This is a genomic window from Mycolicibacterium baixiangningiae (assembly GCF_016313185.1).
In the GTDB taxonomy this organism is placed as follows: Bacteria; Actinomycetota; Actinomycetes; order Mycobacteriales; family Mycobacteriaceae; genus Mycobacterium; species Mycobacterium baixiangningiae.
This window is the reverse complement of sequence record NZ_CP066218.1, coordinates 3,570,127-3,584,619: the sequence shown is the minus strand read 5'-3', so window position 1 is coordinate 3,584,619 and position 14,493 is coordinate 3,570,127. Positions and strand designations below refer to the sequence as shown.

12 protein-coding genes are annotated in these 14,493 nt (G+C 70.2%); 6 read left to right on the top strand and 6 right to left on the bottom strand.

What is annotated here, in order from left to right; all coding sequences use genetic code 11:
- Window positions 1-3: 3 nt before the first annotated feature.
- Genes I7X18_RS16795 through I7X18_RS16785 form a run of 3 tightly spaced genes read right to left on the bottom strand, consistent with a single transcriptional unit; the run spans window position 4 to window position 2,827 of the window.
- A complete protein-coding gene (locus tag I7X18_RS16795) occupies window positions 4-1,269 on the bottom strand; it encodes a D-amino acid dehydrogenase (protein ID WP_193043195.1) in 1,266 nt (421 codons plus the stop codon).
- Window positions 1,266-1,406: a hypothetical protein gene (locus I7X18_RS16790; RefSeq protein ID WP_193043194.1), complete on the bottom strand. Its 141-nt coding sequence runs from the start codon at window positions 1,404-1,406 to the stop codon at window positions 1,266-1,268. The genes I7X18_RS16795 and I7X18_RS16790 overlap by 4 nt, the downstream gene beginning before the upstream one ends.
- A complete protein-coding gene (locus I7X18_RS16785) occupies window positions 1,403-2,827 on the bottom strand; it encodes a sodium:solute symporter family protein (RefSeq protein ID WP_193043193.1) in 1,425 nt (474 codons plus the stop codon). Before I7X18_RS16785 ends, I7X18_RS16790 begins: the two co-directional genes overlap by 4 nt.
- Window positions 2,828-2,933: 106 nt before the next feature.
- Here I7X18_RS16785 and I7X18_RS16780 point away from each other — a divergent pair, with 106 nt between their 5' ends.
- The 3 genes from I7X18_RS16780 to dxs all read left to right on the top strand — a co-directional run bounded on the left by I7X18_RS16780 (window position 2,934) and on the right by dxs (window position 7,477).
- Entirely contained in the window at window positions 2,934-4,124 is a 1,191-nt protein-coding gene (locus I7X18_RS16780; RefSeq protein WP_226862579.1) for a CdaR family transcriptional regulator, read from the top strand.
- 85 nt (window positions 4,125-4,209) lie between these two features.
- Window positions 4,210-5,535, top strand: a complete 1,326-nt coding sequence (nhaA, locus tag I7X18_RS16775) for a Na+/H+ antiporter NhaA (protein ID WP_193043192.1) — start codon at window positions 4,210-4,212, stop codon at window positions 5,533-5,535.
- A gap of 28 nt (window positions 5,536-5,563) precedes the next feature.
- The gene (gene dxs, locus I7X18_RS16770; RefSeq protein WP_193043191.1) at window positions 5,564-7,477 is read left to right on the top strand and encodes a 1-deoxy-D-xylulose-5-phosphate synthase; all 1,914 of its coding nucleotides are present in this window, start codon (window positions 5,564-5,566) and stop codon (window positions 7,475-7,477) included.
- Here dxs and I7X18_RS16765 read toward each other — a convergent pair.
- From I7X18_RS16765 to I7X18_RS16755, 3 genes are read right to left on the bottom strand one after another with little or no spacing between them, the layout of a single operon-like run.
- Window positions 7,458-9,155 carry an alkaline phosphatase D family protein gene (locus tag I7X18_RS16765; protein WP_193043190.1) on the bottom strand — a complete coding sequence of 566 codons (1,698 nt, stop codon included), beginning with the start codon at window positions 9,153-9,155 and terminating at the stop codon, window positions 7,458-7,460. The genes dxs and I7X18_RS16765 overlap by 20 nt on opposite strands.
- Before the next feature lie 57 nt (window positions 9,156-9,212).
- Window positions 9,213-10,508 carry an HRDC domain-containing protein gene (locus I7X18_RS16760; RefSeq protein WP_193043189.1) on the bottom strand — a complete coding sequence of 432 codons (1,296 nt, stop codon included), beginning with the start codon at window positions 10,506-10,508 and terminating at the stop codon, window positions 9,213-9,215.
- Between the two features lies 1 nt (window position 10,509).
- A complete protein-coding gene (locus I7X18_RS16755; RefSeq protein ID WP_193043188.1) occupies window positions 10,510-11,091 on the bottom strand; it encodes a DUF3000 domain-containing protein in 582 nt (193 codons plus the stop codon).
- Between the two features lie 136 nt (window positions 11,092-11,227).
- On the opposite strand from I7X18_RS16755, the gene hemE reads away from it, so the two are divergent.
- The 3 genes from hemE to hemQ are packed head-to-tail and all read left to right on the top strand — an operon-like array spanning window position 11,228 to window position 14,369.
- Complete coding sequence (hemE, locus tag I7X18_RS16750) at window positions 11,228-12,292, top strand: uroporphyrinogen decarboxylase (protein ID WP_193043955.1); 1,065 nt, start codon at window positions 11,228-11,230, stop codon at window positions 12,290-12,292.
- Window positions 12,289-13,659 (top strand): protoporphyrinogen oxidase, encoded by a 1,371-nt coding sequence (locus tag I7X18_RS16745; RefSeq protein WP_193043187.1) that lies wholly within the window; start codon window positions 12,289-12,291, stop codon window positions 13,657-13,659. The genes hemE and I7X18_RS16745 overlap by 4 nt, the downstream gene beginning before the upstream one ends.
- A 5-nt stretch (window positions 13,660-13,664) precedes the next feature.
- A complete protein-coding gene (gene hemQ / locus I7X18_RS16740; protein WP_193043186.1) occupies window positions 13,665-14,369 on the top strand; it encodes a hydrogen peroxide-dependent heme synthase in 705 nt (234 codons plus the stop codon).
- The last annotated feature ends 124 nt before the right edge of the window (window positions 14,370-14,493 follow it).

Sequence of the window (14,493 nt, the reverse complement as noted above, 5' to 3'; positions counted from 1 at the left end):
TCCTCAGCGGGGGTGGCGGCGGTGCGTCACGGGGGCATACGGAGTGGGATCGATGTCGGGGCGGCGGCCCTCCATCAGATCGGCGAGCATGCGCGCCGACCCGCAGGCCATCGTCCAGCCGATGTGGCCGTGCCCCGTGTTGAAGTAGAGGTTCTCGTGGGTTCCCGGGCCGATCAGCGGCGGCCCGTCCGGGGTCATCGGGCGCAACCCGGTGCGGTAGTGGGCGTTGTCCCAGTCGACGACACCGGGGAACAGCTCTTCGCCGGCAGCGAGGATGCCCGCGAAGTCGGCCGGGGTGAAACTGCGGTCGTAGCCCACGAATTCGGCGGTGGCCGACATCCGGATCTCGTCGCCGAAGGGCGACCACGCGACGAGCGTGCGTTCGTCGATGCCTCCGAGTCGCGGGGCACGGGCCGGATCCTTGACGGGGGCGGTGATCGAGTATCCCTTCGCTGGATAGACCGGGATCGACACGCCCATGGTGCGGGTCAGCAGCGGGCTGGCGGCACCGGCGGCCACCACGATCGCGTCGGCACGGATGTCCCCGTCGGGCGTGCTGACATGGGTGACCCTGGAGCCGTCGGTGACCATGCCGGTGACGTCGGTGCCCAGGTGGAATTCGACGCCGAGCCGGCGGCACGCCTCGGCGAGCCCGGCGGCGAAGCGTTGCGGGTCACCGCTGGCGTCCGTCACGTCGTGGATGGCCCCGGCGAATCCGTTGCGGCCGTGTGCCAATGCGGGTTCCACCGCGGCGATTTCGTCGGGCGTCAGGGTCTTCTGTACCCGGCCGTGCTCCCGCAGTAGCGCTGATTTGCGTTCGGCGGCAGCCAATTCCGATTCGTCGCGGTACAGGTACAGCACGCCGCGGTCGGTGTGGCAGAACTCGATGCCCTCGCGGGCGGCGACCTCGTCGGTCAGGCGCTGGCTGTACTCGGCGAGCGCGAACTTGGCGAGCGTATTGGTTCGCGACCGCGCCGGTGTGCACTCCCGCAGGAAGCGCAGGCCCCACCGGATCAACGCGGCGTCGGCGCGCGGTCTGACCCGGATCGACGTGTCGGCGCCCAGCAGGGAGCGCATCAGCATGACCGGTGCGCTCGGGGAGGCCCAGGCGTAGGAGTGCCCGGGGGCGATGAGACCACCGGTGGATGCCGACGTGTCCGATGCGATCTCGGTGCGGCGGTCGTAGACGGCGACCTCGTGTCCGCGTTCGGCCAGCGCGTGCGCGGTGGCCACGCCGACGACGCCGGCCCCGATGACGGCGACCCTCATCGGGCATCTCCGGGGGTGTCGGCATCGTTGTCGTGCAACACCTCTTTGACGTAGAACCGCCAGCCGAGGAAGCCGGTCCACAGGGTGACCGCGATGACCGCGGTCGGCACTCCGTAGTAGAGAAGGGTGGCGATCATGCGGGCTCTCCTTGCGCGACGAGGGCGGGTTGGCGCCGCCGGGGGTAGCGGTGTGCGGTGGCCGCGGCGACGCCGACGAACACCACGAGGTTGGCCAGTACACCGGGGATCAGCCCGTCCTCGAGGCCGAACGGCGCGTCGAGTCCCCACTGCCAGACGGCGGTGACCAGAGCGCCCACCGCGATCGCGGCCAGCGCCGCCGGGGCGGACCGCACCCCGAACATCACCGCCCCGATCAGCGGCACGATGATCGTGGGCGCCCACAGGGTGTAGCTGTAGAGCAGGGCGTCGACGATCGACGGCACGCTCAGCGCGAAGGTCGTGGCCGCCGCACCCACCACGACGCTGGTGACGCGTTCGATGGTCAGTCGCCGCGCGGGCGTGACCGGCGTTTTCCGCAACGGTTGGTAGACGTCCTTGGTCAGCACGACCGCCGTCGAGTTGAGATACGAACTCGCCGTGGACATCACCACCGCGAGCAGGGCGGCGACCACCAGACCCAGGATGCCGATGGGCATCAGGTTCATCACGACGGTGGGCAGCGCCTGGTCGGTCTCGATGTCGGGGTAGAGCACCAGCGCGATCAGGCCGATCGACGCCGCGACGAAGTAGAAGCAGAACGAGAAGATCCCGGCCATGGTGAAACCGATTCGGGCGTGGCGGGAGTCGGGTGTGGAGAACGTGCGCTGGGCGTACGGCGGCACCAGCGTCTCGCCGAGCAGAAAGGCGACGAACAGGGTGAGGAACGTCAGCGGGGTGTAGTCACCGAGCAGGGAGAGGTGATCGGCGGGGACCCGGTCGAGCAGCGAGCCGGGCCCGCCCACGGCGTTCAACCCGATCAACAGTGCCACCGGGAGGAACACGCCGAGGAAGACGAACTGCAGCATGTCGGTCTGGATCACCGCCCAGGCGCCGCCGAACGCCGAGTACAGCACCACGATGCCCATACCGATGATCACCGCGGGCACCGTGGGGACGTCGAGGGTCGCGTTGACGATCGTGCCGATCGCCAGGGCCTGGGCCCCGAGGATGCCCGCGCACAGTGCGACCGACAGCACCCCGGTCACGATCCGGGTGGGCTTGCCGTAATGCTCGGCCATCACGTCACCGACGGTGTGGGCACCGCGGTAGTGCTTGAGGCGGGGCGCGATGAACCACCCCACGAGCAGGGTCTGGATCCCGAACGCGCAGAACGCGAACATGTAGACGTAGCCGTCGCGCATCGTGGCGCCGGCGATGCCGATCGACGCGCCGCCGCCGAGGAACGCCGCGGCGAGGCTGCCGAAGAAGACGGGCCAGACGATCCGGTTGCCCGCGACGGCGAAGTCGTCGGGGTTCTTCACCCGGCGCATGGTCTGGACGCCGATGAGGATCAGCAGCGCGAAGTAGCCCGCGAGCAGGACCCAGTCGAGGGGTGTCATGGGGGTGTCCTTTCGACGACCACCTCATCGTATGGAGCGGTCGTGACGGTGGTCACTAGGCAAAGACGCTAGTCTTCACCCACCAGGCAGGGCTGAGATAGGCACAATGCCCAAAAAGGGGATGCGGATGCTCGGGAACGCGCTGGCGCAGCAGATCGCCGACGACATCACCGACGTGATCGGCCGCAACGTGCTGATCACCGACGAGAACGGCATCGTCCTGGGCAGCGGCGACGGATCCCGGGTCGGGCAGTTCCACGAGGCATCGGTCGAGGTGATCCGCAGCCGGCGCACGATCGCACACTCCAGCGACGATGTCCGCGGACTCGTCGGGACCCTGCCGGGCGTGACGATTCCGCTGGTGACCGACGACCGCGTGGTCGGCACGATCGGGCTGTCCGGGCCACCCGACGAGGTCGAGCAGTTCGGGCTCCTGGTGAAGCGCCAGACCGAGATCCTGATGCAGGAGGCGGCGCGCATCGGCCTGCGGATGACCCGCGAACGCGCCACCACCGAACTGCTCGCCGAGATCTGCGAGTGGCACCACTCCCGCGTGCCGACGGCTCGGCTGCTGCGCCGCGGCCGCACTCTCGGGCACGACCTGACACTGCCGCGCCGGGTCGTGCTGATCCAGTGGGACGACCAGGACGCGTGGCACCGCGAGATCGGCTCCGACGACATCAGCCGTCTGATCCGGCGCGTGTTCGACTCGGACGACGACCTCGTCGCCCCGCTTTCGCGGACCGTGGTCGCGCTGGCCACCCCCGACGGTCCAGCCAGCCCCTCGCTGCGCGGTCGCTGCGGTGAGCTGCTGACCGCCGCCGCGGACCGCGGGCTGCTGCTGCGGGCAGCGATCGGGTCGCCCGCGTCCGGCATCGCCGCGCTGAACATCTCGGCGCGGGACGCCTACGACGCGATGCAGGTCGGTCCCGGCGCGCAACCCGGCGTCCGGATCCACCCGATCGACGAGGTGCGGTTGCACCAGGCACTGTCGGTGGTCCCGATCGACTCCCGGCGCCGTCTCACGGAAGGTCTGCTCGGGCCGCTGCTCGCCGACCGGGACTGGGACGCGCTGCGGGACACGCTGATCGCCTGGGGGGACAGCGCGTTCAATGCCACCAGGGCCGCCGATCGCCTGCACGTGCATCGCAACACCCTGATCTACCGCCTGGAGAAGGTGGCCCGCACCCTGGACCGGTCGCTGACCGAACCGGGGCTGGCGACCGCGCTGTACGTGACGTGCGTCCTCGACCGCCTGGCGCACGCCCACGGTGAACGCGCCTCGAATCCGACGTAGGGTGTAGTCCCGGTGAGCCGGGAAGTCTGGTCGGCCGGGGTGGCAACCCTGAGGTGAACACGCAACCGATTGTCGAGGCCTCCCATTGGCATCTGCACCCTTCCGCCGCACCCGCCGCGCCCTGCTCGAGCGGGGCACCTGGGCGGAGTCCAGCAGGATCGCCGAGATCCTGCGCAGGGAGACCGTCGGCGGGGCGGTGCTGCTCGCCGCGGCGACCGTTGCGCTGGTGTGGGCGAACTCGCCGTGGTCGGCCGCCTACTTCTCGCTGCGCGACGCGCACATCGGTGCCGAGCCGTTCGGGCTGCACCTGGACGTGAGCGTGGGCACCTGGGCGGCCGACGGGCTGCTGGCCATCTTCTTCTTCGTGGTGGGTCTGGAACTCAAACGCGAGTTCGTCGCCGGTGATCTGCGCGATCCCGCCCGGGCGGCGCTGCCGATCGCCGCCGCGGTCGGCGGGATGGTGGTGCCCGCGCTGGTCTTCGTGGCGTTCGCCGCTTCCGCCGGCGACGGCGCGCTCCGCGGGTGGGCCATCCCGACCGCGACCGACATCGCGTTCGCGGTCGCCGTGCTCGCGGTGCTCTCGACGCACCTGCCCACCGCGCTGCGGACCTTCCTGCTGACCCTCGCGGTCGTCGACGATCTCCTGGCGGTGACCGTCATCGCGGTGTTCTACACCGAGGAGATCAACCTCGTCGCCCTGGGGCTCGCGGTCGTCCCGCTGGCGGTGTTCGCGTTCTGTGTGCAACGCCGGATCCGCTCGTGGTGGCTGCTGATCCCGCTGGCCGTCGCGACCTGGGTGCTGATGCACGAGTCCGGCGTGCACGCGACCGTCGCCGGCGTGCTGCTCGGTTTCACGGTGCCCGTGGTGCGCACCGCGGCCGCCGGGGGACCGGAGGCGGGTCCTGGGCTGGCCGAGCACTTCGAACGCCGCCTGCGCCCGATCTCGGCCGGTGTGGCGGTGCCCGTGTTCGCGTTCTTCGCCGCCGGGGTGGCCATCGGCGGCCCGGACGGCTTCACCCGGGCGATCTCGGACCCCGTCACCCTGGGCATCGTGTGCGGGCTGGTGATCGGCAAACCCGTTGGGATCTTTCTCACCACCCGGATCCTGGCGGCGGTGACACGCGCGAGCCTCGACGAGGCGCTGCGGTGGGTCGACGTGTTCGGGGTCGCGATGCTGGCCGGGATCGGTTTCACGGTGTCGCTGCTCGTCGGCGACCTCGCCTACGGCCTCGGGTCCGATCGTGACGATTTTGTGAAGGTCGGGGTCCTCACCGGGTCCCTGGTCGCGGCGTTGCTCGCCGCCGTGCTGCTGAGGGTCCGCAACCGTCACTACCGGGCCGTTTGGGAGCAGGAGACGGCCGATACGGACCGCGACGGAGTGCCCGACGTGTACCAGTCTCGCCGCGACTGAACCCGGGGGTCGTGCGTAGACTGACGGAATGCTTGAACAGATCCGCGGTCCCGCCGATCTGCAGCACCTTTCGCAGTCTCAGTTGTCAGAACTGGCCGGAGAGATCCGGCAGTTCCTGATCCACAAGGTTGCTGCCACCGGCGGGCATCTCGGCCCGAATCTCGGCGTCGTCGAGTTGACGCTTGCCCTGCACCGGGTCTTCGACTCGCCGCACGACCCGTTGATCTTCGACACCGGCCACCAGGCCTATGTGCACAAGATGCTCACCGGCCGTGCCCACGAGTTCGACTCGCTGCGCAAGAAGGGCGGGCTGTCGGGCTATCCGTCGCGCACCGAGAGCGAGCACGACTGGGTGGAGTCCAGCCACGCCAGCGCCGCGCTGTCCTACGCCGACGGGCTGGCAAAGGCCTTCGAGCTGACCGGGCACCGTAACCGCCACGTGGTCGCGGTCGTCGGTGACGGCGCGCTGACGGGCGGAATGTGCTGGGAGGCGCTGAACAACATCGCCGCCACCCGCCGCCCCGTGGTGATCGTCGTCAACGACAACGGCCGCAGTTACGCGCCGACCATCGGCGGGTTCGCCGACCACCTGGCCGCGCTGCGCCTGCAGCCCGGCTACGAGCGGGTACTCGAGGAGGGCCGCAAAGCGGTCCGCGGGCTGCCGATGATCGGCGAGTTCTGCTATCAGTGCATGCACAGCGTCAAAGCGGGCATCAAGGATGCGCTGTCGCCGCAGGTGATGTTCACCGACCTCGGACTGAAGTACGTCGGCCCCATCGAGGGCCACGACGAACACGCCGTCGAATCGGCGCTGCGGCACGCTCGCGGGTTCAATGCGCCGGTGATCGTGCACGTCGTCACCCGCAAGGGCAACGGCTATGCCCCCGCCGAGAACGACGAAGCCGAACAGATGCACGCGTGTGGAGTCATCGATGTCGCGACCGGACGCGCGACCAAGGTGGCGGCGCCGGGCTGGACGTCGTCGTTCGCCGAGGCGCTCGTCGACTACGGCGCCAAACGCCGCGACGTCGTGGCGATCACCGCTGCCATGCCGGGGCCGACCGGCCTCTCCGCGTTCCGCGACCGGTTCCCGGACCGCTTCTTCGACGTCGGCATCGCCGAACAGCATGCGATGACGTCCGCGGCGGGTCTGGCCATGGGCGGCCTGCACCCCGTGGTGGCCATCTACTCGACATTCCTCAACCGCGCGTTCGACCAGGTGATGATGGACGTCGCGCTGCACAAGCTGCCGGTCACGCTCGTGCTCGACCGGTCCGGTGTCACGGGGCCGGACGGGGCGAGCCACAACGGCATGTGGGATCTGTCGTTGCTGGGCATGGTGCCCGGTATTCGGGTGGCGGCACCCCGCGACGGGGCACGGCTGCGGGAGGAACTCGGCGAGGCTCTCGACGTCAACGACGGCCCCACCGCGATCCGTTTCCCCAAAGGCGATGTGGGCGAGGATATTCCGGCTCTGCGCCGCCACCGCGGCGTCGATGTGCTGGTCGAGCCCGCCGACGGCCTGTCCGACGACGTGCTGCTGGTGGCGGTCGGACCGTTCGCGTCGATGGCGCTGGCCGTCGCCGAACGCCTGCGCAACCAGGGCATCGGTGTCACCGTCGTCGACCCGCGCTGGGTGGTGCCGGTGCCGGCCGTCCTCACCGAGTTGGCCGCTGCCCACAAGCTGGTGGTCACCGTCGAGGACAACGGCCTGCACGGCGGAGTCGGTTCGTCGGTCTCGGCGGCGCTGCGTCGCGCCGAGGTCGACACGCCGTGCCGCGACCTCGGTCTGCCGCAGCAGTTCTTCGACCACGCCTCGCGGGGCGAGGTGCTCGCCGACGTCGGACTCACCGACCGCAACATCTCCCGCCAGATCACCGGCTGGGTGGCCGCCCTCGGCGCCTCACAGGCGGAGGCGGAAGTCAGCGAGCAACTGGACTGACGGTCGGCGTGCGCCCGCCGAGCGGGATCCGCGCAACCTCGTGCAGTTCGGTGGAGGCGTCGGGCTGCTCGAACAGCACCTCGGCGTCTCGGCCCGAAAGCAGCAGTGTCGCAATGGTGTTGCCGAACACCGGGCCGGCCGTGTTGGTCCAGCCGACAGTCAGCTCCGGTGACCCGTGCCGCAGTGCCCACCGCCGCATGATCGGCGCGAGCCGCCGCGACCAGCCCAGCTTGAACGCCGGCTTCACATACGACGGCACGTGGTTGTGCACCGGTGAACACACCAACTGGTGGACGGTGGCCGCATCGTCGGCGACGCCGTCCAGGGACGCTTTCGCGGCGTAGCTGTGGTGCACGTCGCCGGAGAGCACCGTGATGGTCGCCGGCCCGTCCGGGTGGCTCGCGGCCCGGCGGATCATCGTGGTCAACCGCAGGAACGATTTGACGAACGCCGGCCAGTGCTCGAGATCGGCGGCCTGGCGTAGTTTCTCGGCGGGCACACCGCGCCACCCCGGGCGATCGGCCGAGATCTCGTTGACGGTCTGCAGGTCCGACAGCACCGGCGGCATCAGCCACGGCACCGAGGAACCGAGCACCAGGTGGTCCACCTGGTCGATCCCGTCGGAGGCCTGCTGCTCGAGCCAGGCGAACTCGCGCTCGCCGATCATCATGCGCTCACCAGAGTCGAGGATGCGTCCGTTGCGCGTGTCCATCATGATGAAACGTTTGCGGCCGAAGTCCCACCGGTAGCTGAACCGCACCCCTTTGTTCGCGTCGACCTCGGCGTCCGCGCGGTCGGCCATCTCGACGAGCACCGGCCACACGTCCCCGTCGACGCCGCGCATCTTCTGGTAATCCTCGTCGGAGGCCAGTTCGTCGGGGCTGAGGTTGCCCATGTGCTGATAGACCCAGTACGACGCCAATCCGGCCCGAATGCGGTCACGCCACCACGGCTCTTTGTCCATGTCGGCGCGCCAGGACGCCGACGTGTTCCAGTCGTCGCGGATGTCGTGATCGTCGAAGATCATCGCCGTGGGCACCGTCGACATGATCCAGCGGATCTCCGGGTCCGACCACGAATGCCGGTAGAGCCCCTCGTACTCGGCGAAGCTGACCACCTCGTCCGGCGGGCGCTGCCCGTGTTTGGCGCGCCGGTGCCGCCGACCCGTCATATGGCGCCGGGCCTCTGGGGTCAATTCGTCGGCGTAGACCTGATCACCCAGCAGGATCAGCAGGTCCGGCCATTCGCTGACCGGCAGCCGTGCCATCCGGTCCGCATAGCGGTCCAGCGCGTCCGCACCGAGTTTGTCGTCGATCTCCTCGACACCGGTCTTGGGGTAGCGGCAGGAGCCGAATACCGCCCGCAACCGCTCGGTGCTCACCGGTCCGCGGGTGCGGATCACACTGGGTGGGAACGGGCTCGCGGGCAACGGCCACACCAGTTCGCCGTCGATGTGCACCTGGTATTCGGTCGCCGAATCCGGTGACAGCCCGGTGACGGTGACCAACGCGTAATGGTGTTCCTGCACCTGGAAAGTTTCTGCGCTGCAACCGAGTACGGTCACCTTCGCGGGACGGTCGGTCTGGACCCAGACCACGGCGGTCGTTTCGCCGACGTGCCTCAGGGCCGGCCCCAGGATCAGGCTTGTCGTCTCGTCCCCGGAATTCGTCGGTGTCATCGTGCTAACCACCCATGGGCGGTTCCCTGTTGGTCAATCACTCAAACGCGACGTGCGTCACTCGACGGAGGTGGGCGCGAGTGCCGCGGTCAGCACCGGCACCACCAGATCGCGCTGCCATGGGCGGACCTCGGCGGCGACGAGGAAATCCTCGACCGCAGCGGCGATGTCGGGGACGGGTTGCCAGTCCCAGCACAGCCGGCGCACCACGTCCGGGGTCACGAGGTTCTCCGCCGGCACCGACACCCGCTCCGACAGCGCGGACAGGCCCGCGCGGGCGGCTTCCAGACGCGCGGCCGCCTCGGGTTTGCGGCGCGACCACCGCGACGGCGGCGGGGGACCGTTCGCCGGCTCGGCCGAATCGGGCGGATCGGGATTGTGCCGTGCGCGGTCCAGCGCCTCGAGCCACACCTGCGCACTGCGGCGCTGGCGGGCGCCGCCGAACACCGGCAGCGCGGTCAGTTTCTCGACGGTGTCCGGATCGGTGGTGGCGGCATTGATGATCGCGGCGTCGGGCAGGATGCGGCCGGGTGCGATGTCGCGCCTGCGGGCGATGTGGTCGCGGGTGGTCCACAACTCGCGCACCGCCGACAGCGCACGGGGATCGCGCACCTTGTGGATCCCTGAGGTGCGCCGCCACCGGTCGCGTCGGGTGGGTGCCGCCTCATAGGTTCGTAGGTGCTCGAATTCCTGTGCCGCCCAATCGGTTTTGCCCTGGTCGTCGAGTACGGCGGCGACGGCGTCGCGCAACTCGAGCAGCACCTCGACATCGAGTGCGGCGTAGTTGAGCCAGTCGTCGGGCAGCGGGCGCATGGACCAGTCGGCGGCGCCGTGGCCCTTCATCAACTGCAGGCCGAGCAGTTCGGACACCATCGTGGCGAGGTTCACCCGCGCGAGTCCGGCCAGCCGGCCGGCGAGTTCGGTGTCGTACAACGTCGGCGGGCGCATGCCCAGCTCGGCCAGGCAAGGAAGATCCTGGTCGGCGGCGTGCAGCACCCACTCGTCGGTGTCGAGGACATCGGCCAGCGGCGCCATCACCATGGTCGGGTCCTCGCCGTGGTTGACCGGGTCGATGAGCACCGTGCCCGCACCCTCGCGCCGGATCTGCACCAGGTAGGCGCGGTTGGAGTAACGGAATCCCGACGCGCGCTCGGCGTCGATGGCGAAGGGACCGTGCCCGGCGGCGAGCAGCTCGGCCGCGGCGAGGATCTCGTCGGTCGTGACCGCGAGGTCGGGCACCCCGTCGGCCGGCGTGAGCAGCGGGATGGTCGACGGCTCGTTGTCATTCCCCTGGTCATTCCCCGGCTGATCGGCGTCCTCGACCTGGGGGTCCGTGTTCGGCGTTTCGCTCATCTCACGCGCGAGTGCGGGAACCGAGGTCGGTCACCCCGGTGGGCGGCAGGCCCGCGGCGTGTTCGAGCACCTCGCAGAAGGCCTGCACGTGGGGGCCGAGTTCGAGTGTGATGGCGGTCCACGACGCCCGCAGTTCCAGCTGGTGGGCGCGCGGAGGACCGGAGATGTCGCCGTACCGGACGGAGGTGGTGGCGGTGACCGTGCCACCCAGCGCGGTCACCTGCTCGCTCTTGGACTCCAGCGCCTCCACCAGCCAGCTCCACGCGACCTCGGGCAGCAGCGGGTCGACGGCCTCGGTGGAGTCGAGATCGGCCTGGATGTAGGCGACCAGTCGCATGGTGCCGTCCCAGGCCTCGGCGCCTTCGGGGTCGTGCAGGAGGATCAGCCGCCCGAAGGCGTCACCGTCGGAGCGCTCGGGGACGATCGCGGTCTCCGGATGCCGGATCTCGGCGCCCAGTGCGTAGCTGTAGGGCGCCAGCCGCTGCGGGGGGCGAATCGGGCCGAGCTCGATCTCGGGCCGTACGGTGGTGGCATTCATCGCCGCCACCGCAGCACGGAACTGAGCCGGTTCGGCGGTGGTCACGCCGGTGACGCTAGACCATTCGGCCGCGCAGCCACGCAGGCGCGCCGAACCGACTCGTGATGGTGATGCGGGCACCTCGCGCCGGCCGCCGGCGGTGTTCGCGGGCGACGGCGCCGGCGTGGCAGCATTGACGGCGATGAACACCCGCCGTGAACTGCCCGACTCGCCGTATCTCGCCGCCGCCCGCGGCCGCAAACCCGCCCGGCTCCCGGTGTGGTTCATGCGTCAGGCGGGCCGGTCGCTGCCCGAGTACCGGGCGCTTCGGGCGCGCAACACCATGATGCAGGCCTGCTTCGACGCCGAGTTGATCACCGAGATCACGCTGCAGCCGGTGCGCAGGCACGGGGTGGACGCCGCGATCCTGTTCTCCGACATCGTCGTGCCGTTGCGTGCGTCGGGCATCGGGCTCGACATCGTGCCCGACGTCGGCCCGGTGATCGAGCATCCGGTGCGCACCGCCGCCGACGTGGCCGCGATCAGGCCGCTCGAACGCGAGACGATCGCCCCCGTCGAACAGGCCGTGGGGATGCTCACCGAGGCACTCGGCGACGTCCCCCTGATCGGGTTCGCCGGGGCGCCGTTCACGCTGGCGTCCTATCTGGTGGAGGGCGGTCCTAGTAAGCACCACGAACACACCAAGGCGATGATGCTCGGTGCGCCCGACACCTGGCATGCGCTCATGTCGGCGCTGACCGACGTGACGATCGCATTTCTGCAGGGGCAGGTCGAGGCGGGTGTCGACGCGCTGCAGGTGTTCGATTCGTGGGCGGGCACCCTGTCGCTCGCCGACTACCGCACCTACGTGCTGCCCCACAGCGCCCGGGTCTTCGCGGCGCTCGCACCGGCCGGTGTGCCGATGACCCACTTCGGTGTGGGCACGGCAGAACTGCTCGGCGCCATGTCCGAGGCGATCGCGTCGTCGGGGGCGCCCGGTGTGGTGGGCGTGGACTGGCGGACCTCGCTGACCGACGCCGCGAGCCGGGTCGAGCGCGGCAGCGCGCTGCAGGGCAACCTCGATCCGGTCGTCCTGCTGGCCGGGTGGCCGGTGGTCGAACCCGCGGTGCGTGCGGTGGTCGAAGACGGCAGGCGCGCCGTCGACGCCGGGGCGGCGGGGCATGTGTTCAACCTCGGTCACGGCGTGCTGCCCGCGACCGATCCGGGGATCGTGACGGCCACCGTGGAGCTGGTGCATTCGTTGTGAGCGCGACGTACTGCGTTGTGGGAGGCGGTATCTCGGGTCTGGCCGCGGCATACCGGCTGCGCGTGACCGGCGGGCCGAACGCCACGATCACCGTGCTGGACCCGGCGGACCGACTCGGCGGCGTGCTGCGCACCGAACGCGTGGGCGGCCAATGGCTCGACGTCGGCGCCGAGGCTTTCGTGGCCCGCCGTCCCGAGGTGCCCGCACTGCTGGCCGAACTCGGCCTGGCCGACCGCCGGCTCGGCACCACCGGCGCGCGCCCGCTCATCTACAGCCAGGACCGGCTGCACCCGATGCCGCAGGGCACCCTGCAGGGCATCCCGTCCCAGGCTTCGTCGCTGGTGGGGCTGGTCGACGAGGCGACGATCGCCCGGATCACCGACGAACCCCTGCGCCCGCTGCGCTGGATGCGTGGCGCTGATCCGACGGTGGCCGACCTGGTCGCCGACCGGTTCGGGACACAGGTGGTCAGCCGTTCGGTGGATCCGCTCCTCGGCGGCGTCTATGCCGGTTCTGCCGCCACCATCGGGGTGCGCGCGGCGGCGCCGACCCTGGCCGCGGCGCTGGATCGCGGCGCGCGAAGCCTTACCGAGGCCGTGCGCGAGGCGTTGCCGCCGCCGTCGCCCGGATCGGTCTTCGGGGCGGTCGACGGCGGGTACGCCGTCCTGCTGGACGCGCTGCGCGGTCAGGCCGGGATCGACTGGGCCCAGATCGGTGTCGAGCGGGTCGACCGCACCGCCCGCGGTGTCGAGATCCTCGACGACGAGGGCCATCGGTGGCCGGCTGACGCCGTGGTGCTGGCGGTGCCCGCGCCGCGGCTGCCGCGGTTGGTCGAGGACATCGCCCCGCGCACCGCGGCCGCCGCGCGTCGCATCGCGGTGGCTTCCGCGGCGGTGGTCGCGCTGGCGCTGCCCGGCGGCACGCCGCTGCCGCAGCACTCCGGGGTGCTGGTCGCCACCGCGGAGCACGGAGCCCGAAATCGACTGCGTGCCAAGGCGATCACCCTGTCGTCACGGAAGTGGGGCCAGCGGGGGAACGTCGAACTGGTGCGGCTGTCCTATGGTCGCTTCGGGGACGATCTGGCCCGCAGGGCCGGGGACGAGGATCTGCTGGCGTGGGCCGCCGCCGATCTGGCGACGGTGTTCGGCATCGACGTCGAGCCGGTCGACAGCCATGTGCAGCGCTGGCTCGACGCGATGCCGCAGTACGGCCCCGGCCACGCCGAACTGGTCGCCGAACTGCGGGCCGGCCTGCCGCGTGAGGTCGTGGTCGCGGGCGGCTATCTGGACGGGATCGGCGTACCCGCGTGTGTGGCGTCGGCGAACAGGGCGGTGGCATCGTTGGCCACCGCCGGCGTGGCACGATAGGAACCATGGCCAAGCTCGACTTCGACGCACTCAACTCCACCATCCGCTACCTGATGTTCTCGGTGTTCTCGGTACGCCCGGGGGAGTTGGGTTACGACGAGCAGGCGCGTGTGGCGATCGTCGACGAGACCGCCACCTTCCTCAAACAGCAGGAGGAAGGCGGCGTCGTGGTCCGCGGCGTCTACGACATCGCGGGCATGCGGGCCGATGCCGATTTCATGATGTGGACCCACGCCGCCAACGTCGAGGCGCTGCAGGCCACGTACGCCGATTTCCGCCGCACCACCGCGCTCGGCCGGGCCAGCACACCGGTGTGGAGCAACGTCGCGCTCCACCGGCCCGCCGAGTTCAACAAGAGCCACATCCCCGCCTTCCTCGCCGGTGAGGATCCGGGCAACTACATCTGCGTGTACCCGTTCGTCCGGTCGCTGGACTGGTACCTGCTGCCCGACGACGAGCGCAGGCGGATGCTGAGCGAACACGGGATGGCGGCGCGCGGATACAAGGACGTCCGCGCCAACACCGTGCCGGCGTTCGCACTCGGCGACTACGAGTGGATCCTCGCCTTCGAAGCGCCCGAACTGCACCGCATCGTCGACCTCATGCGTGATCTTCGTGCCACCGACGCCCGGCGCCACGTCCGCGAGGAAACCCCGTTCTTCACCGGCCCGCGGGTGAGCGTCGAGGAGCTCGTCACGCGGCTGCCGTAGCGCGTTGCCCACCGTCATATTTCCGTTCTCAATTAGCGTCGACGGTCAAGAGGCCATTTGCTAGCCTGCGGACGGACGCCCGCGTCGGGGAGGCTCGGGCGCCCCACGTGAAGCGGCCGGGAGG